This window comes from Endozoicomonas sp. ONNA1, from assembly GCF_024606325.1.
Taxonomy (GTDB): domain Bacteria; phylum Pseudomonadota; class Gammaproteobacteria; order Pseudomonadales; family Endozoicomonadaceae; genus Endozoicomonas_A.
The window spans coordinates 1-19181 of record NZ_JAHHPN010000281.1; the positions used below are offsets into that span (position 1 = coordinate 1).

The 19181-nt window shown below is 47.9% G+C and carries 13 protein-coding genes and 1 pseudogene; 10 read left to right on the forward strand and 4 right to left on the reverse strand.

Translation table 11 applies throughout. From position 1 onward, the window contains the following. The 4 genes and pseudogenes from KDK19_RS06575 to KDK19_RS06590 all read left to right on the forward strand — a co-directional run. A pseudogene (locus KDK19_RS06575) lies at positions 1 to 443 on the forward strand (ATP-dependent Clp protease ATP-binding subunit ClpX); the annotation flags it as partial. A gap of 539 nt (positions 444 to 982) precedes the next feature. Next, on the forward strand, positions 983 to 3400 hold the full coding sequence (lon, locus tag KDK19_RS06580; protein WP_257291599.1) for an endopeptidase La: 2418 nt from the start codon (positions 983 to 985) through the stop codon (positions 3398 to 3400). A gap of 537 nt (positions 3401 to 3937) precedes the next feature. Beyond that, positions 3938 to 4213, forward strand: coding sequence for a nucleoid-associated protein HU-beta (gene hupB / locus KDK19_RS06585; RefSeq protein ID WP_257279690.1), 276 nt, complete (start codon positions 3938 to 3940; stop codon positions 4211 to 4213). Between the two features lie 207 nt (positions 4214 to 4420). Beyond that, positions 4421 to 6445, forward strand: coding sequence for a SurA N-terminal domain-containing protein (locus KDK19_RS06590; RefSeq protein WP_257291600.1), 2025 nt, complete (start codon positions 4421 to 4423; stop codon positions 6443 to 6445). Positions 6446 to 6586: 141 nt separating this feature from the next. On the opposite strand, the gene ushA is transcribed toward KDK19_RS06590, so the two are convergent. The 3 genes from ushA to KDK19_RS06605 form a co-directional block, all read right to left on the reverse strand. Then, a complete protein-coding gene (ushA, locus tag KDK19_RS06595; protein WP_257291601.1) occupies positions 6587 to 8158 on the reverse strand; it encodes a bifunctional UDP-sugar hydrolase/5'-nucleotidase UshA in 1572 nt (523 codons plus the stop codon). A 42-nt stretch (positions 8159 to 8200) separates the two neighbouring features. Further along, positions 8201 to 10426, reverse strand: a complete 2226-nt coding sequence (locus KDK19_RS06600; protein ID WP_257291602.1) for a hypothetical protein — start codon at positions 10424 to 10426, stop codon at positions 8201 to 8203. A 141-nt stretch (positions 10427 to 10567) separates the two neighbouring features. Continuing rightward, entirely contained in the window at positions 10568 to 11125 is a 558-nt protein-coding gene (locus KDK19_RS06605; protein WP_257279685.1) for a hypothetical protein, read from the reverse strand. Positions 11126 to 11488: 363 nt separating this feature from the next. Here KDK19_RS06605 and KDK19_RS06610 point away from each other — a divergent pair, with 363 nt between their 5' ends. Further along, positions 11489 to 12862 (forward strand): hypothetical protein, encoded by a 1374-nt coding sequence (locus tag KDK19_RS06610; RefSeq protein ID WP_257291603.1) that lies wholly within the window; start codon positions 11489 to 11491, stop codon positions 12860 to 12862. 116 nt (positions 12863 to 12978) lie between these two features. Continuing rightward, positions 12979 to 14367 carry a mannose-1-phosphate guanylyltransferase/mannose-6-phosphate isomerase gene (locus tag KDK19_RS06615; RefSeq protein ID WP_257291604.1) on the forward strand — a complete coding sequence of 463 codons (1389 nt, stop codon included), beginning with the start codon at positions 12979 to 12981 and terminating at the stop codon, positions 14365 to 14367. A 30-nt stretch (positions 14368 to 14397) separates the two neighbouring features. On the opposite strand, the gene KDK19_RS06620 is transcribed toward KDK19_RS06615, so the two are convergent. Beyond that, complete coding sequence (locus KDK19_RS06620) at positions 14398 to 14865, reverse strand: Lrp/AsnC family transcriptional regulator (RefSeq protein ID WP_257279682.1); 468 nt, start codon at positions 14863 to 14865, stop codon at positions 14398 to 14400. A 265-nt stretch (positions 14866 to 15130) separates the two neighbouring features. Here KDK19_RS06620 and hppD point away from each other — a divergent pair, with 265 nt between their 5' ends. From hppD to KDK19_RS06640, 4 genes are all read left to right on the forward strand, one after another. Then, positions 15131 to 16219, forward strand: a complete 1089-nt coding sequence (gene hppD, locus KDK19_RS06625; protein ID WP_257279681.1) for a 4-hydroxyphenylpyruvate dioxygenase — start codon at positions 15131 to 15133, stop codon at positions 16217 to 16219. A 124-nt stretch (positions 16220 to 16343) separates the two neighbouring features. Continuing rightward, a complete protein-coding gene (gene phhA / locus KDK19_RS06630; RefSeq protein WP_257275507.1) occupies positions 16344 to 17135 on the forward strand; it encodes a phenylalanine 4-monooxygenase in 792 nt (263 codons plus the stop codon). A 244-nt stretch (positions 17136 to 17379) separates the two neighbouring features. Continuing rightward, positions 17380 to 18228: an alpha/beta fold hydrolase gene (locus tag KDK19_RS06635; RefSeq protein WP_257279678.1), complete on the forward strand. Its 849-nt coding sequence runs from the start codon at positions 17380 to 17382 to the stop codon at positions 18226 to 18228. 86 nt (positions 18229 to 18314) lie between these two features. Next, positions 18315 to 19163 (forward strand): DUF4892 domain-containing protein, encoded by an 849-nt coding sequence (locus tag KDK19_RS06640; RefSeq protein ID WP_257275504.1) that lies wholly within the window; start codon positions 18315 to 18317, stop codon positions 19161 to 19163. Positions 19164 to 19181 lie beyond the last annotated feature (18 nt).

The following is a 19181-nucleotide window of genomic DNA, read 5'->3' on the forward strand; positions in this document are numbered from 1 at the left end:
AGAAGGATCTGAGCGAAACCTTCAAAGAGGTCGAGCCGGAAGATCTGGTCAAGTTTGGTCTGATACCGGAATTTATTGGTCGTCTGCCGGTGGTTGCAACACTCGAAGAGTTGGATGAAGAAGCTCTTGTTCAGATTTTGACCGAGCCCAAGAATGCCTTGACCAAGCAGTATGCAAAACTATTTGAAATGGAAGATGTCGATGTCGACTTCCGTGAAGATGCTCTGCGAGCGGTGGCCAAGAAAGCCATGGAGCGCAGGACTGGTGCTCGTGGTCTTCGATCCATTCTTGAAGGTGTTCTGCTGGATTCCATGTACGACATTCCTTCAGAGCAGAGAGTCTCCAAAGTAGTTATTGATGCTTCTGTGATAGAAGGCAAGTCCGACCCACTGCTGATTTATGAAAATACAGAAACACAAAAGGCTGCTTCTGACGACAGCTGACTTTCAGTACAGGTTTTTATAGATCTGGAAACCCTGCTTTTAGGCAGGGTTTTTTGTCTGGGTATAAATCGACAACCGCTCAAAGCTGTTGGATGCTGTTAAAAAATAAAGACAGGCTTGTTTTTTTGGAGTTGGAGTTTACGTGTTCTTTTTCTAGTAACATCGTGTGAGGCGGATAGAAAAGTGTCAGTCATGCCCGGTTGAATAAATCGTTTCAGCAATGTTTTCAGTTGGTATTAATGTGGCACCAAAGTCTTTAAATATTGCTGGCCGGACGGGTGTTAAGGCGTGTTCTTGGAAATCAGGGCATTGCCTGTTTGGGTATTAGTTCAAAGACAGTGTAGTGAAGGATATCTGACTAGTATGAATCTACCATAGTTGGAAGCAATAAACACTATTGTAATTTCCGCAAAAAAGAAGCATCTTAAAGCTTAAGCGAGCGCTGCTGCACGCAAGTAGAATGTAGCCCGTTTTAAGCTGTTCCGGAGCATTATAATACCGGAGTCATGTAAGTCGAAATGCCGTTAGGGGACTGAGTCATGGATAAAAACGATACTTTGCATCTGTCAGAGCCCTTTGATCTGCCATTGTTACCTCTCAGGGACGTAGTTGTATATCCGCACATGGTGATCCCGCTGTTTGTCGGGCGTGACAAGTCCATTCAGGCTCTGGATCTTGCCATGGGGCAGGATAAGAAAATTCTTTTGGTGGCTCAGAAAAACGCTCAGGTGGACGATCCGACCGCGGATGATATTTTCCACGTAGGTACGCTCGCCAGCATTCTACAGCTGCTAAAGCTGCCTGATGGTACCGTGAAGGTTCTGGTTGAGGGTGAGGGCCGTGTTGCTATAAACCGTCTGGACGAGAGCAACGACTATGTTGTGGCGGAAGTCCGGGAGTTCATTGAGCCGGAAGTCAGTGAACGCGAGTCAGAAATTCTGACCCGGTCATTGATGTCCCAGTTCGAACAATACGTCCAGCTGAGCAAGAAAGTGCCTTCTGATGTACTGACATCCCTGACAGGCATCAACATTCCATCCAAACTGGTTGACACTGTTGCTGCCCATATGCCCATGAAAATCGAGGACAAGCAAAAGGTGCTTGAGGTCGAAGATCTGGGTGAAAGGCTTGAATACCTGATTGGTATTATGCAGGGCGAGCTGGATTTTCTGCAGGTTGAAAAGAAAATTCGTGGCCGTGTCAAGAAGCAGATGGAGCGCAGCCAGCGTGAATACTATCTGAATGAGCAGATGAAGGCTATCCAGAAAGAACTGGGTGATATGGATGAAGCCCCCAATGAGCTGGACGAGCTGAAGCAGAAGATTGACGATGCCGGTATGCCTGCCGAAGCGAAAGAAAAGGCCATGGCAGAACTGGGCAAGCTCAAGATGATGTCACCCATGTCTGCTGAGGCGACTGTAGTTCGGGGTTATATCGACTGGATGATTGGCGTGCCCTGGAAAAAACGCAGTAAAGTTCGTCATGACATGAAGCGGGCGCAGGATATCCTTGAAGCAGAGCACTATGGTTTGGAAGAGGTGAAGGAGCGTATCCTGGAATACCTCGCAGTTCAGAAACGCGTTCGCAAAATAAAAGGGCCTGTTCTCTGTCTGGTCGGACCTCCCGGTGTTGGTAAAACTTCCCTGGGTGAGTCCATTGCCAGAGCGACCAACCGCAAGTTTGTCCGAATGGCTCTCGGCGGGGTTCGTGATGAGGCAGAAATTCGTGGGCACAGAAGAACCTACATAGGTTCTATGCCTGGCAAGCTCATCCAGAAAATGGCCAAGTCCGAAGTGCGTAACCCGCTCTTCCTGCTGGACGAGATTGACAAGATGGGTTCTGACATGAGGGGCGATCCTTCTTCGGCCTTGTTGGAAGTTTTGGACCCTGAGCAGAACAACTCATTCAACGATCACTATCTGGAAGTAGACTATGACCTTTCAGATGTCATGTTTGTCTGCACTTCCAACTCCATGGATATCCCGGCGCCACTGTTGGATCGTATGGAAGTGATCCGTATTCCGGGCTACACCGAAGACGAGAAAGTGAATATTGCTCAGCGTTATCTGGTGACCAAGCAGATCAAGAGCAGTGGACTGAAGGCCGGAGAGCTGAAGTTTGAAGAAGACGCTATTCGTGATGTTATCCGTTATTACACTCGTGAGGCGGGAGTCCGGGGGCTGGAAAGGGAAATTGCCAAAATCTGCCGTAAGTCGGTGAAGGATGAAGCACTTTCTGCTGAAGAGCGTCACGATAAAGTAACACCAGAATCACTGGAGTACTTCCTTGGGGTTCGCAAGTTTAACTTCGGCAAGGCAGAAGATCAGGATAAGGTAGGTCAGGTCACGGGCCTGGCCTGGACCCAGGTTGGAGGTGAGCTGCTGACTATTGAGTCAATGGCGGTACCCGGCAAAGGCCAGATTACCAAGACGGGTTCTCTTGGGGATGTGATGCAGGAGTCTATCCAGGCGGCCCTGACTGTTGTTCGCAGCAGAGCACAGACTCTGGGTATCCCTCAGGATTTCCATCAGAAGAACGACTTGCACATTCACGTCCCTGAGGGTGCTACGCCCAAGGACGGTCCAAGTGCCGGTATCGGTATGTGTACAGCGCTGGTTTCTGTACTGACTGATATTCCGGTTAAGGCTGATGTTGCCATGACCGGTGAAATCACTCTGAGGGGGCAGGTGCTGGCCATTGGCGGTCTCAAAGAGAAGCTTCTTGCGGCGCATCGGGGTGGTATCAAGACAGTCGTGATTCCGGAAGAGAATCGCCGTGATCTCAAAGAGATTCCCGAGAATATCAAGGAAGACCTTACGATCGTACCTGTGAAGTGGATTGATGAAGTGCTGGAGGTTGCTCTGCAATATACTCCAACCGCCAGCGATGAAGAGCAGGTTAAGGGGCTTAAAACAAAGACTGCTTCTAACCGGGACCGATCAATCAAGACCCACTGATCATAATGATCTGATTGAAACAATAGGCTGGTACATTGGTACTGGCCTTTTTTTAGAAAATAATGAGGAGAGGCAGTATTGATGGGTGCTTACGCTGTTGACAGTTACCATAGGGCATTGGTATAAAAAGCGTCTGCTGCCTCTATGTGGGCTCTGGTGTGATCCGGGAGCCCAGTGCTTATACGTTTCGGATATTATCGCACAACTCGTTCGATACAGTTTTTCTTCCTGATCCTGTTCAATTATTTCAGGTGGAATAATGGCGCTATTTCGAAGTGGTTTTGGCCGTTATGTAATAAGTGGGGAACTGTTGTTAACTGTTTGATTGGTACATACGATCAGATTAAACAGAAAACTGCAGAAATTACCGGGTAGCCTGCGCTATTGCTTGAGTTTTCAGCTAAAATCACGCAGCATAGCAAAGCGCCCGTCAGGCAAGGTATCTGGGGCACTTAAACTGTCTTCAGTACCAACTAGCTAGTATTTGGCTATAGCTATTTTTGGCTATTAAAGCATCGTAGAAAGAAGGGGAATAGAGTGAACAAGTCCGAGCTGATTGAAGCAATTGCGGCATCTGCTGACCTTCCCAAGGCTGCCGCTGGTCGTGCCCTGGACGCCATTATTAACTCTGTCACCAATGCACTGAAAGATGGTGAACAGGTTGTACTGGTTGGCTTTGGTACATTCGCTGTTAAAGAGCGTGCGGCTCGAACTGGCCGTAACCCTCAAACCGGTGAGCCTATTGAGATTGCTGCTTCCAAAATTCCTAGCTTCAAGGCTGGTAAAGCTCTCAAGGACGCGGTTAACAGCTGATCACGCGCCCGGGATGAAGTCCTGAGACTTCAGTAAACCACAAAGGAACTGTGGCAAGAATCTGCAGTTGTTTTCATTAAAGGCTGTCCAGTTTTTGCTGCTTTCCGAAAAGGCGCATCTTGAGATGCGCTTTTTTTGTTGGTGATGCCTGAGATTCTGGACCGCTATTATGCGGGTCAGAAATGCCGGTCATGCCAGCAGCATCTGATGATGCTTCTCAAGCGTTTGCAGAGAGGTATGCGATGTCATCGTCACAAGGCTCGAACATCAGGTTCGTGTCCCTATGTATATAAAGCTAAAGCGAGCCCGGAACCTGAGGTAAGTATGCTCCAATCAATGAGGGATAAGGCAAAGAGCTGGGTAACATTTGTTGTTGTCGGCATCATTGCCTTTATGATGGCGATTACTGGTCTGGAAACACTGGCGCCGAATCCGAATAATCCTAACGTTGCTAGCGTTAACGGCGAAGATATTACCCGTGCCCAGTTGGTACAGTCACTGGAGCAGCAGAGAAGAATGCTGATTCAACAGATGGGTGATCAGTTTGACCCATCCCTGATTGATGAAAAACAGCTCAGAGAGTCGGTTCTCCAGTCTCTTATTGATCGTACCCTGCTATTACAGGAAGCCAAAAATGGCGACATGGGCCTGGGCCAGAAAGAACTGGATGCAATGATCGTCAGAATGCCCGAATTCCAGCAGGACGGTCAATTCAATCAGGATCGCTTCCTGATGATGGTTCGCAGCCTGGGAATGTCTCCAGCCCAGTTCCGTTCGTTGTTGAGCGATGAAACGGTTTTGCAGCAAATTCAGGCCGGTGTTGCAGGTTCCGAGTTTGTGACCCCGTCAGAGATCAGTAGGTTGACTGCGCTGGAAAACCAGAAGCGTGAAATGGCCTGGCTGACCCTTGATGTTGCAAAAGTTCGAGACAGCATCGAACCGACTGAAGATCAGGTCAAATCCTATTACGAAGCTCATCGTGAGCAGTATATGACACCAGAGCAAGTTGAGATCAGTTTCGTGGAAATGGATAAGGCTTCTATGGTGCACGATCTTGAGGCCGATCAGCAGGCAATTAAAGATGAGTATCAGCGTCGTCTTCAGGACATTGAAGAGAATGCTGCCGATACTCAGACAGTGTCCACTATTCTGATACAGACCGGTGAAAAGCGGTCGCTGGAAGCAGCTCATAAAATAGCTGCAGAAGTAGAGTCCAAGCTGAAAGCGGGTGAAGCTTTTGCCAAGCTGGCGGAAGCGTACTCTGATGACCCCGTAACCTCTGCTAAAGGCGGTGATATGGGGCAGGTCCAACCCGGCATCTTTGGTGATACTTTTGATGAAACTGTCGCCTCTCTTGAACCAGGTCAGGTTTCCAAGCCAGTTGATACTGAATTTGGTGTTCAGATCATCAAATTAAATTCCCGTGAGAAACCTGTCATTCCAAGCTTTGATGAGCTGAAAGACGAAATTGCTACTGATCTCAAGCGTCAGGAAACTGAGACAATTTATCTGGACAAAACCCGACAGCTGGCGGATATCAGCTTTGAAGCATCTGATCTGGCGCAACCGGCGGAGCAACTGGGTTTGACCATTCAGTCTGCAGGGCCTTTCACCCGTCAGGGTGGTAGCACCGATGTAACTTCAAATGCTAAAGTGATTGCAGCAGCCTTCAGTGACGATGTGCTTGAGCTGGGAGCCAACAGTGAGCTGATTGAGTTGTCCTCAGAAAAGGCCATGGTACTGAGAGTTAAAAAGCATCTTAAACCAGAACTGCGCCCACTGGTTGAAGTGCAGGACAGCATTATTCAGGCTCTCAAAATTGAAAAAGCCCGTGAGCAGTTGGTCGACAGGGCAGAAGCTCTGCAGGCAAAACTGGTAGCTGGTGAAACGGCTCAGCAGGTAGCTGAGTCTGATGGTCTGGAGTGGACCGAGGTCAAGACAGTTGCCAGAAGGGAGCAGGGCATTCCTCGGCAGCTACTGACTGAATCGTTCAAAATGCCTCATCCTGAGGACGGGAAGTCAACTTATTCTTCTGTTGAGCTGGCCAATGGTGATATTGCCCTTGTTGCCTTGAGCAAGGTGGTTGAAGGCAAGCCAAGCGAGGCAGATGCTGCCCGTGATCGATTGATGGCGAGTTACATTGCTAATGGTAATGGGCGTAACCTCTTTAACGAATATCTGAAGAGTCTCAGAGAAAGCGCAAAGGTTAAGATCACTAAAGAAGAAGAGTGATTTCAGGTTAACCTGGTTCATAAACCCCGGTCTTTATCCGGGGTTTATTGTCTCAGAAAGACTCTGAGAGTATATAAATGGAGAAAGGAGGCTGTGCCAGCATCATTGACATTCAGCAAACACAGGGGGTTGTTGCCGAGTTTACAAGCGGATAACACCTTCCGGCTTAAACTTTGATGCTTTCAGAGGTGAGTTGTTTTTAATGTATTCCCGCAGGACGTCTGCATCCACGAAGCCAGTATCAATATAGCCCGGCTTGTCAGTCAGTTTGGGATATTTGTCTCCGCCTTCAGCGGAAAAGCTCAGCAAGGCCATTTTGTAGATTTTTCCGGTGTCGATCTTCTCACCTGCTACTTTGACATCGCCAACGTTGCCGCCATTAATTGTCATTTCAATACCTGAGAAGTGAGCAAAGGCACCACTGTTGGCGGGCTTGATAGCAACGACAGCGAGGTAGTCCAGAACCTCCTGACCGGTCATTTCAACCGTCGACAGAGTGTTACCGAATGGCAGGACGGTCAGAACGTCTTTGTAAGTGATTTCACCTTCTTCAATGCTGGCGCGGATACCACCACCGTTCATGACCGCAAAGTCTGCTCCGGTTTTGACCATGAAGGCTTCTGTCAGCAATGTACCCAGATTGGTAGGCTCAAAACGAACTTCTTTGCGTTCCCCCAGAAGGCGCTGGTCGACAGAGCCTACTTTTTCCTGAACCATTTTGGCACCTTTTTTCTGGTAAGGTGACAGCAGTTCCAGCATGGCTGGATCCTGGGCAAGCAAGACCTCAGTATTACCCGTATTCACAGCAATCAGTCGGTAGTCAACCAGTTTCAGGTCGCCGTTTTTAAATTCAAAATCAGCACGACCAACGAATTTGCCCCATTCCCAGGCCTGAACAATGTAAGTCCCGTTCTGATGGTCTGGCTTGAACAGCGGGTCTTGAGAGTGACCGCCGACAATCAGGTCAATGCCGTCAACACTTCTTGCCAGAGTCACGTCTCCCGGTGCATTGGCACCGTAATTGGCGTCGGCATAGTGCCCCATGTGAGTAGTGGCGATGATGATATCTGCTTTTTTTTTCAGTTCAGGAACAAGCTTGGAGGCGACTACCATAGGTTCTTTAAATGTCAGGCCGACAAGATTACCCGGGCTGGTCTGTTTCGGTGTGTCTTTGGTCGTCAGGCCCATGACGGCAACCTGAAGTCCATCCACGTCGAAGATGGTATAAGGTTCGAACAGGGTTTTTCCGGTTTTGTCGTCAATGATATTAGCTGACAGGAAGGGGAAGTTAGCCAGCTCCGCCTGCATTTCGAGGATGGAGCGAGGATTGTCGAATTCGTGATTGCCAACGGCCATTGCGTCGTAACCGAGCAGGTTCATACCCATGAAGTCAGGAACGGCGTCCTGCAAGTCGGATTCAGGTACACCCGTGTTGATATCGCCACCGGATAATAATAGAACATTGCCGTCTTTAGCCTGAACTTCTTCACGAATCTGGTTAACCAGGGTCATGCGGGCAGCCATACCATAACGCCCCTTAGTGTCCTGCCAGAAGCGACCGTGGTGGTCATTGGTATGGAGAATGGTCAGTTTATAGGTTTTGTCTTGCTGATAGCTGGTTTTGGGTTGAATCTGAAGGAGAGAGCAGCCGCTAATAGAAATGGTCAGAGCTGTTGCAGTAAAGAGCTTCATACCGTGTCGCAGCATTTGCATAGAAGGCATCCTTGGTTGACAGAATTTGATGTTATTGATGGCTTATTGTTCTGACGGTAAATAAGGGCAGGGGATCTGAAGCAGTTGCCCATTTTCATCAACATACCAGTCTATTTGTCCTTGTCTGGTGGCTAACTTTACCATGACTTGTGGTTCTGTTGCTTCAACTTTACCTCGCTTCAGAGGTTCTATGGAAACAATGGATCTGCCGGAAATTTGATAAGTTTCCAGTCCCATAATCCCGGCTTCTCTAACTCCCAATGAATAGGGGGGTTTACCGGCTATCATTGTGTAATCAACGGCAAGGTTTCCGTCTGGCAATTGTGTGACTGTAATACGGATGGTATCACGGGCATCCTTGCCCATAGGGGTCAGCAGAAAGGGGGTCACCTTATGTAGGCGATAATTCTCAAGCTTGGTCTGGTAGGCAGCAAAAGCCTGAGTCAAAAGTTTTGATAAAGCGCTGGCAGCGCGCCGGTCGCGAAGAAAGCGCATTAGTTGAGTGACTTCCAGCGGTTTTCCGACATGAGAGTAACTTTGATCCTTTCTTTTACTGCTGCCATTGGCTACTTTGAATTCAAAGTCTGTTCTTGGGCGATCCATCTCAAATTGAGTGAGCATTTTGTCGGAATCGTTGATGCTGGTCAGAATTAATTGCCACTCTTTATGCATGCTTTGTCTCATGCCCAGAAATTCCGGAGAAACGAATCCTTTATCATTAAGACCGTACTTCAGGGCTTCTGGCAATCTTTTAGTCATTTCTCCTGTGATGTGGCTCAACCATTTTTCAGATGGGTCTCTGAGCATTTGACGGGTTTCAGATGAAACACTGGGCACTAAACAGGCATCGTGTAATTCGTCAACGAGAGCAAACAGACGTGATAGCCCTTTGTCGTAGGAAAAGCTATCGGTTACTGAGGTCGCATCCCCCGAAGTCACACCTCCTGAAGCCACATCGGCCAACAATGAAGGAATGTCCGCAATATGGAGCTTTCTTAACGGCACATTAGAATCGTTGAATCGTTCAACCCTTTGCACAATAAAAGCCATGTCCTGATGAAATGTTTGTTGCCACGGCGTGTTCTGAATAGCATGGATAGGTTGAACATTAACCAGATGTTGAGCGGTGAGAGAAAAAAACTGACTCAGCATTTTCAATTCCCCGGGCGCCTGAATCAATAGTCCCAGGATGTAACGATTAAGTCTTTCCTGCGTTAACTGCTGTTGTTGAATGTCGGACAACATTCCTGCCAGCATCCTCTGTGTGCTTTCATCCAGAGAGGCTGAACTCAATGTGATAAGGCAATTTATCAAAACTGGCTGAATGGGATTTGCAGCTTCAGCTGTTCGCAATTGCTGTTCCAGAGTCTGCCGGGTCTGTAATGCGCTCACAAAACGTTCTATGGATTGGTCCAGTCCCTGGAAGTATTGAATTTCGGGTTGGAGGGTCAGGTCAATCAAGTCAGGCAGGTTGTTTTCATCCAGTGGTTCAAGAAGCTGACGCTTCACGGGGTCATCGACCAGTTGAGAAAGGGACTGACAGAAGTGTCCCAGCTTTTGTAATGTCATAAGGCCTTTTTGTTCAGCCACCAGTGCCTTAACTGGACGAGATCTGAGGGTTCTTTCCATCAGCTCGATATGGTCCATCTTAATATCGACTGGAACCAGCTTGTAACTTTTGTCTCCATCTCGGCGGATAAAACCCATCTGGCTGAGTTCATCGTTGGTGAAAAGAGGCGCTTCATCTGTTCTGGCAGGGTAAACACAGTTAAACACAAAACCCTGATCAAGTGTGCCCCCGTCATTCAACCAGATTCGGCCAAACTCAACAGGGTCTGGGCAGGCGAGATAGCGATCAACCAGAGACAACTTTGTATCATTCAGTTTTGAAGCGAATAAGCCCGAAGGTTTCAGTGAGTTAACGCGGCCAGAAGCCATTCCAAGCTCGGTTAATATAAAGGCTACTTTGCTCTGTAGCTGATCTTTGTCTGTATAAAAGTCTGAATAATGCTGTTCCAGAGAAGCTACAAATTGATCCAGTTCGCCCTGCCTGAGCCGCTTGTGGCGGAGCTGCAGTAGATCCTCTCCTTCGCCTTTGGCAGTCACCTGCCATTGCGTCAGGGTTTTTGCAGAAAAGGGCTGACCAGTTGGGAGCGTGTTATGTGCGGGCCGATACTTGACCTTATGACCCCGCCATAAACCGGAGATGCGGCCAAGCCCGCTTTGCAGGGAGTGATAGACTGAGCTGACAAAACTGGGTATTCGCATACCGGTTTAATCTTCCATGAAGAGGCGGATGGGAGTCTGTGTAAACCTTTACCTACTATAAAAAATTAGAGAAAAATGGCTTTGTTAGCCAGTTTTGAGTCCATCAATCCCACTAATGATTAAGGGACGCTCCCTGTCCAGTTAGCTCTCCAACTCCAGCATCCAGTCTCCTGGTATCCAAAAATCGTCCAGATCCAGTGATAACACTGGATGATCACCCTGATCAGACAGGGCTCTGGCGTCTTCAAACGCTTCAAGGCAGTCATCTTCAAGTATTGGGCCGATCAGCTCAGGCCGGTATTCATTATCTTTTCCTGCCCGGTCGAGTATTTCGTCGGCTTCGAATCCGAAAGTGCAAGCCCAGAGTGCTCTGAGACGGTTTCCTGAAGCACCGTATGCGATTCTGGCGATGTTAATATCGTGCATATTGCACCAGAGAATCGTTGACATGGCTGCGCAATCCGGCTCGGCATTGGTCAACAGAATCAGCTCCTGATTCCGTCGGACATGATAGTTTTGTGCCAGTGCATGAAGGGCGAGGCCTTCAGCGCTGAAGAGAGGGCTGATATGACGGGCATAAGCAGCAGTCACCAGAATCTGACCACAGGGGTCCAGGATGCAGCAGGAAAAGGGTGCTATGGGGTTGGCATTGATGCCAAGCTCGATCAGTTCTCCCATCATTTCTTCGTACTCTTGCATGACCGTTCTCCGGATGGGTTGAAATCATTAAGACAGACGTAGGCTATAAGCTAGTCATAAAATAACGAACTCGCTTTTTTCCCGATTTGCTGCCGCTACAGGACTGCATGGATGCAGGAGGCAGAGCAATGCAGGAGCAATTGCCGCGCAGGGCAGAGTATTCTCACTGAGGTTCCGGGGCTGACATGAACTTTTCTCAGCGAAAACAGTCAAAAGTACTCTGAGAATAACAAGGTGAAAGGAGTAAAACCCATGATAATAAACAGGATGACAGGTTTAACGTGGCGATTTAAAAAAAATGATTTCTTAGCTGTATGCGTCCTCACTTTAGTGATACTCATACTGCCTCTGGCAAGTCTCGGTTTGGACATTTTGTTATATGAGGTGGCCGCCCCTGAAAACTGTCTCAACCAGGAGCCGGACTTTCTCAACCGACTGAAGCAAAATCAAAGGTATTACCTGCTCTGTCATGTTCCTGCATCAGACTGGAAGGTTTTTCGTGATGACATCATTGATGATGATTCTTTAAGGATGGAAGCAGAACAACTGGTTGAGAAAATCAGCAATAATGACTTTATATTGCCAGCATCTACCTTGGAAAATCCATCATTCAAGAATGATGATGCATTGGTGGACAGAATGTTGGACCTTATGGTCTACATTCATATACATCTGGCCGATCAACTCACCACTGACAACCTTTTGAATGCCTGGATAACTCAGTTGCTTCCGGCTGCACATTTTGGTTCTGCATCGATAGGCAAGCTTGATTCTGTGAGTGATGACTCTTTTCAGGGGGTCGAGGTTACCCTCGATGAGCGCTATCAGAGCGCTTTCCGTAAATCAGGAAGATCTGTAAGCCGGTGTCCCCATACGGGCTCACAAACAGCGGCAGAGGTTTTAACCTGGATTCGGATTTTGGACAGAAATTTAACCCCATTTACCTACGACCGTGAAAAAAGTCTGGTGCAAATACCCACCATGGCACAAGTCTGGTCGGATATTGCCGAGTTTAATCGAATATACTACTATCGTGACACTGTCGGACAGTCTCCGGAACAGCCGGTTCTTTTTCTTGGTGCGCCTGATATAAAAGCGCTCTATAAGCTTCGAAAAAATGGCTTGCACCCAGTGGCACTCTTCCACCCGAAACTCAGTGAGCCCTTTCTGACTCCTGACCATTGCTATGCTGGCCCGGCTATGGCTGCCTGGCATGATATAGCTCACATCCTGTTGTTATCAACGCTGCCCAATGATATCAAGCAGCTGAGCTATGAATTCTACAACTCACTGACGCTGCTGGGGAAGGAATTACAAACAGGTACTGCATCATCTCCCGAAAATGCTTTTTTCCTCGCGCACTATTCAGAAGTTATGGACCGGTTGTCCATAAAAATGGATTTAGCTGAACATTTGGCCTCATTTCTTGTGAAAGAAATGGTCAGATATAAACCATTTTTTGAGGGGCAGTCTGTTAATGTCAATGACTCTACTTATTTCGATATTCTTGATATCGGGAGTACCAGGAATGCTATCGGTGATGAGCCAGATGAGGCAAAAAAGCTCTTATCGCTAATGATTGATGCCAAGACGGAGTTTGAAGAAGCCCTCTGGGGGCTTGCCTATCAGTATTATGTCTTTACACACATGGAAAAGTGGGCAGCATCTGGAAAAAGCATTGAGGGTGACTGGGTTCTGGAAACTGTCGTGCAAGCCTGGAGGGAGGTGAGTCAATAAATTTAAGAAAAAACGGACGGATTACCCTGTTTAATAGCCGGGTATAGAGCGGTACTATACCCCTCAAGGGAAACTTAACCAAGAATGACAAGCCCGCAGTATAAGGTGAACAACGCATGATACCGGTTATTCTTTCAGGGGGCAGTGGCACACGCCTGTGGCCTTTAAGCCGGACAGACCATCCAAAGCAGTTTCTGCGGTTACTTTCGGATCATTCTCTGATTCAGGAAACTCTGCTTCGTCTGAAGGGCGTGAACGAACAGAAGCCCATTGTTATCTGTCATGAATCTCATCGTTTTAAGGTGCTTGAACACAGCCGCCAGATCCATCAGCCACTGGAATCGATCTTTCTTGAGCCCGTGGCCAGAAATACCGCACCGGCGCTGGCGTTGGTCGCCTTGCAGAGAGTAGCGCTTGGCAAGAATGAGCCTCTGCTGGTGCTACCTGCGGATCATAGAATACTCGATATCAAGACATTTCAGCAGGCACTCAAAATCGCTGAACAACATGCCCTGACCGGGGCGCTTGTCTCTCTGGGTGTTGAGGCGGAGGAGCCTCACACAGGCTACGGCTATATCAAACGGGGAGGGCGAAAAGGCAATGCCTATCGGATAGAGAGTTTTCGTGAAAAGCCTGATCTGGACACAGCCAGAAAGTATGTGGAATCGGGAGATTATTACTGGAACAGTGGTATTTTTATGTTTCAGCCAGAGGCCTATCTGGATGAATTACAACGTAATGAGCCTGGTATCGTTGTAGCCTGTCACGAAGCCCTGAGGCGTCTGCATAGTGATTTGCAATTCCTTCGAATAGATGAAAAAGCCTACACAAGAAGCCCTTCCCGTTCCATTGACTATGCCGTTATGGAACATACCCGAAAGGGGGTGGTAGTTCCTGTTGCCTGTGGGTGGTCAGATATCGGCAGTTGGACTGCTCTTCAGGCTTGCTCTGAATCGGATGAGGCCGGAAACGTCATTGAGGGCAAAGCGATCATTGAGCAGTGCAGTAATAGTTATATCCGCTCCGGTCATAGAACTGTAGCAGCAGTCGGTGTTGATAATCTGGTGATCATTGACAGCCACGATGCGGTGATGGTGGCCTCAGAAGATCATGTTCAGCTGGTGGGCAAGCTGGCAAAACAGTTCCAGAGTGACCCGGTCGATTCACTGTCGCAAGAGGAAGAAGTCTTTCGTCCCTGGGGGCATTACAAAAACCTGTCAGTGGATGAAGGCTATTGCGTCAGAAAGCTGTGCATTCACCCGGGGGCATCATTATCCGAGCACAGTCATAAGCTGAGATCTGAGAGCTGGGTTGTGCTCAAGGGAGAGGCCCGGGTTCGTTTGGATGGTCAGGTCCATGATCTTGGGCCCGGGGAGTCGATCAATATCAAAAGCCAGCTAAAGCACAGACTGGAAAATATCGGTAAGGATGCGCTGGAAGTGATCGAAACCCAGACCGGACTGACCATCTCGGAAGAGGATATTGAACGGGTTCAGCCAGAATAAGCATTTTTATAAGTACCCTGTTCCTTGGTTTTACAAAGGTAGAGCTGTAGTGGATTTAACCGAGGCCAGGGCCAGAGCTGTCTTGACATGACTGACACCGGGCAGGCTCAGAAGTTCTTTCATGATAAATTCATTCAGGGCCTGGCTGTTTGGCGCCATCACCTTTAACAGGTAGTCGCCATCGCCGGTTATCGAGTGGCACTCAAGTATCTGATCCATATGAAGAATGGACGTCTGGAAACTTTCGGCAGAATGTTTGTCATGGATTTCCAGTGTCACGGTGACGAAAGCGGAGACATCCAGACCCAAAGCTTCAGGGTTTAACTGCGCTACCTGCTTTATGATGTAGCCCAGTTTTTTCAGGCGGCTAATGCGTCTTGAACATTGGGAGCTGGACAGATTCACCCTTTGAGCCAGGTCTGCCAGAGAGACTCCATCTTCCTTCTGCAGACTATCCAGAAGGCTTACGTCGTACTTATCCAAAGATTCAGTCATCATGAACAAGGCCCTGATATGCAATCAAATTGCATGATGTTGTTTTATTGCTCTTATGTCGCAACCATTTTGCATGACCATCCTTTTATACTCTATCTATTATGAAAATGCAGCTCTACCAAGCCTTGTAGTCATTTTCATAGATCGGGGCCTGATGACCTGAGATGAACCTGATAAACCTCTTATGTGCCAAGGCTGGCCGATAGTAAGAATAGCGGACTTTAAAAGAACAGTTAGCCCGAATTCATCCAAAAAATGAGGGTAATTTATGAAAGGTATTGGCCATTCTGCAAAAGTATCTGATATCAATCCCATGGGAACAGACGGCTTTGAGTTTGTAGAGTTTGCCTCTGCAGAACCTGCTGTGCTCCATGAGTTCTTCTCCAGTTTGGGTTTTCAGGCAATGGCTCATCATAAAACAAGGGATGTGACTCTTTACAAACAAGGCGATATCCATTTTCTGGTGAATGGTGATGCCAGCAGTTTTGGTCGTGGTTTCTATGAAAAGCATGGCCCCTGTGCCTGTTCTTTTGGTATCCGTGTGGCGGATGCTGAATATGCGCTGGAACGAGCATTAGGTCTGGGTGCCGAGCAGGGCCAATCTGAATATTTTGTCGAAGGTCGTGAAGTCCCCTGCATTGTTGGTGTTGGCGGCGCACTGGTCTATCTGGTTGATCGTTATGGATCGGCGGGTACCCTGTATGACAGCGATTTTGAATTTGTTCATGATCCGACAAAAGCGCCTGAAGTCGGACTGGAAATACTGGATCATCTGACTCACAACGTGGCCCGTGGCAACATGGATAAGTGGGCTGGCTTTTATGAAACGCTTTTTAATTTCCGTGAGATTCGCTACTTTGACATTGAAGGCAAACTGACGGGGCTGAAGTCCCGGGCCATGACCAGCCCCTGTGGCAAGGTCAGAATTCCCATCAATGAATCTTCTGATGACAAAAGCCAGATTGAGGAATATCTGGAGCAATATAAGGGGGAGGGCATTCAGCATATCGCACTGACAGCCGGAAATATTTATGAAGCGGTAGACAAAATGAGAGGTTTGGGGGTTAAATTCTTAACACCTCCACCTGACACCTACTACGAAATGCTGGGTGAGCGTCTGCCTTGGCACGGGGAAGTGGTTGAAGACTTGAGAACCAGGGCCATTCTGATGGATGGCGCTCCCACTTCAGACGGAGGTTTGCTGCTGCAAATTTTTACCGAAACTGTCATCGGACCAATCTTCTTTGAGATCATCCAGCGTAAGGGCGACGAAGGCTTCGGAGAGGGTAACTTTAAAGCTTTGTTTGAAAGTATGGAGCGGGATCAGATTCGTCGAGGTGTGTTACAGGAAAAATGATTTTCCTGGTGTCTCTCCAGCCGGGCTGTCTATTTTCGGACAGCCAGGAGCTTGAAATGCAGACTACTAAAAGCTGTGAAAGTGACTAAGGAGCCAGCATCTTCACGGTAAAAGGAGTTTCATATTGAATAAGCCTAATCACTATGTGGCCCGAAAGCCTGACGAGCAAGGTTTTATTGAGTATCCGGCGGGCGAGCATGAAACCTGGCGCATACTCTATGAACGTCAGATAGGGGCGGTCGAAAACAGAGCCTGCCCTGAGTTTATCAGGGGGCTGGAAATTCTCGGCCTTTCTGCTGATGAAATCCCTCAGTTGAATGACATCACTGAAAAACTACGTGAATCCACAGGGTGGTCTGCGGCCAGAGTGCCTGCACTGATCTCTTTTGATCGTTTTTTTGAATTACTCGCCAACCGCCAGTTTCCGGTAGCCACTTTTATTCGCTCACGTGAAGAGCTGGATTATCTTGAGGAGCCGGATATCTTCCATGAAGTTTTCGGACACTGCCCTCTGTTGACGAATCCTGATTTTGCTCAATTCACTGAGACCTATGGTCAATTGGGACTGAAGGCCAGCAAAGAAGAAAGAGTTTATCTTGCGAGGCTGTATTGGATGACTGTAGAGTTTGGTCTGGTGATGACAAATAAAGGGCTGCGAATTTACGGAGGAGGTATTCTATCCAGCTTCAGGGAAACGATGTATGCCATGCAAAGCAGTGACCCAGAGCGTCTATCCTTTGATCTGATGACAGCTCTGAGAACCCCCTATCGGATTGATATTCTTCAGCCGGTTTACTTTATTATCCAGTCACTTTCAGAGTTACACAGCCTGACAGAAATAGATTTGATGGCAAAAGTACATGAAGCTATGAAACTGGGGTTATTAGAGTCAAAGTTCGCACCCAAAAGCGCCTGAACATACCCCGACTTGCACAGGGGAGCAGTTGCTTTACCATTAAGATCCTGATAATTTTTCGGCATTCCTGCGGGGCTGCTTTCAGATAGATTCTGTCATTAACCACTGGTCTGAACCGCTTGCAAGAATGAATACAACCGCTGGAAACCATTATGATGAGTCCGACAGGCTCCTTGCCATGATCTATGGCGAAAACAATAATAAACTGTCGCGCAGAAGATCGAGAGGCTAACAAGAGAGAGCTATGGAGCCTAGAGACATAGAAATCAGTATCGGGCGGATGAACTTCTCCGGTCAGGAGTGGGGCGACCCGGACGGAAAGCCTTTGATTGCTCTGCATGGCTGGCTGGATAACGCCGCCAGTTTTGCTCCTCTGGCGCCCTTTCTTAAAAATGTACGTCTGCTTGCCATTGATCAGGCCGGTCATGGACGTTCTTCTCATAGACCGGATGAAGTCGACTATTCCATCTGGCACTACGTCGAAGATCTGGTTGGAATCGTTGATAGCCTTGAATTGGACTCATTCAGTTTAATCGGGCATTCAATGGGAGCCATTGTTTCGGTGATGGCTTCAGCCATTTTGGGTGATCGGGTTAAGAAAGCGATTTTGCTCGATGGACTTTTTCCCATGCCCAGAAAACCGGAAGATACTCCCAATGCACTGGCGGCGTACATTCAGGAAAGAAAATCCTTTCGAAAAGGTAAGCCGGTGAATCGTTATCGCTCTTTGGAGCATGCTATTCGAGTACGTTGTCTGGGACAATTTCCAGTAACGCGCGATTCTTCGGCTTTGCTGGTGGAGCGAGCGTTATTTCAGGACGGTGATGCCTGGACCTGGCGAACGGATCCACGTCTGAAATTGCCTTCACCCACACGTTTTACAGAAGAACAGGCACTGGCCTTTGCAGAGCAGATGAGCTGTGATGCACACATGCTCTACGCAAAGGAAGGTTACGTTGACGCTCTGATTGAACCATACCGTGAACGTCTGAAAAATATCCAGTTTTATCCGATGTCAGGCTCCCATCACTTCCATATGGATGGGGAGACCGGTTCTGTGGCCACCTTAGTGAATACTGTGATGAGTTATTGATTGTGTTCGGCTGGTCAGGTGTTTGATCAGTTGATTTTCTCTCATGAAAAAGCTGTATTTCATTGATCGGGAGTGAAATGGAATCTATGACTATTTTTTATTCTTTGCTGTGGCAAACATCTTCTTTAATGTTGGCCGGACTCTTCATTTTACCTGTCATGGTCTCTGCTGATGAAATAGCCCCGTTTCCTAATGCCACTCTCAATCTTGAATTCAAACAACAAGTGACCAGCTACCCCGTCATCAGCAGTGCCATGAAGAAAGTGAATGGGGTCGTGACGGCTGACTCAGATCAATGGCTGGATGGCTCTCTGGATCGAAAGCTCTATCTTCTGCCCAGTGGCAGAAGCAGCGACGAAGCCTATCGATTTTTTACAGAGCAGTTTGAAAAACTGGGGGTCGCACCTGTTTTCAGCTGCGAGCGTTTCAGCTGTGGAGCCAGCAACTTCTGGGCTAATAATGTCTTCGATATAGCCCGTTTGTACGGCCTTGATAAGACTCAGGCCTATTTTCTGGGTGAAAAGAAGATCAATGGCAAGACTGTTTATTACCTGGTCTATACCGTTCGAAGAGGTGACAAAAGAGAGTATGCTCTGGTCGATATCTTCACAGCCGGTAAGACAAAAGTAGTGAGGAGTAATCAGGTTGTCTTGACCTCCTTACCCACCAGTTCATTTACTTTAGCCCGCTCAGAGGCCTACAAGTTTCTGCTAAAAGCTTTTGAAAACCAGACCAAGCCCCTATTGATCACGGTCGAGTCAGCATCAGCTGAGAGAGTCTCTGAGGTGGACAGTCTCAGCAGGCAGTTGCAACAATTCAAAAGCCTCCTCCAATCCAGACTGAGGGAAGATGCTATTGGCTCCAGTCGTTTCCGGATTCAATGGTTTGTTGGAGATCAGGAAGAAGGGCTCATGTATTGGCAGTTGCTCCAGTAGATTGATATTTCTCAGGAC

Excerpts from the sequence above, each read along its gene's own strand:
- KDK19_RS06615 (WP_257291604.1), top strand. The coding sequence starts at position 12,979 with ATGATACCGGTTATTCTTTCAGGGGGCAGTGGCACACGCCTGTGGCCT.
- KDK19_RS06590 (WP_257291600.1), top strand. The coding sequence starts at position 4,421 with ATGATGCTTCTCAAGCGTTTGCAGAGAGGTATGCGATGTCATCGTCAC.
- KDK19_RS06620 (WP_257279682.1), bottom strand. The coding sequence starts at position 14,865 with ATGATGACTGAATCTTTGGATAAGTACGACGTAAGCCTTCTGGATAGT.
- KDK19_RS06635 (WP_257279678.1), top strand. The coding sequence starts at position 17,380 with ATGGAGCCTAGAGACATAGAAATCAGTATCGGGCGGATGAACTTCTCC.
- ushA (WP_257291601.1), bottom strand. The coding sequence starts at position 8,158 with ATGCAAATGCTGCGACACGGTATGAAGCTCTTTACTGCAACAGCTCTG.
- KDK19_RS06605 (WP_257279685.1), bottom strand. The coding sequence starts at position 11,125 with ATGCAAGAGTACGAAGAAATGATGGGAGAACTGATCGAGCTTGGCATC.
- KDK19_RS06600 (WP_257291602.1), bottom strand. The coding sequence starts at position 10,426 with ATGCGAATACCCAGTTTTGTCAGCTCAGTCTATCACTCCCTGCAAAGC.
- lon (WP_257291599.1), top strand. The coding sequence starts at position 983 with ATGGATAAAAACGATACTTTGCATCTGTCAGAGCCCTTTGATCTGCCA.
- hppD (WP_257279681.1), top strand. The coding sequence starts at position 15,131 with ATGAAAGGTATTGGCCATTCTGCAAAAGTATCTGATATCAATCCCATG.
- KDK19_RS06640 (WP_257275504.1), top strand. The coding sequence starts at position 18,315 with ATGACTATTTTTTATTCTTTGCTGTGGCAAACATCTTCTTTAATGTTG.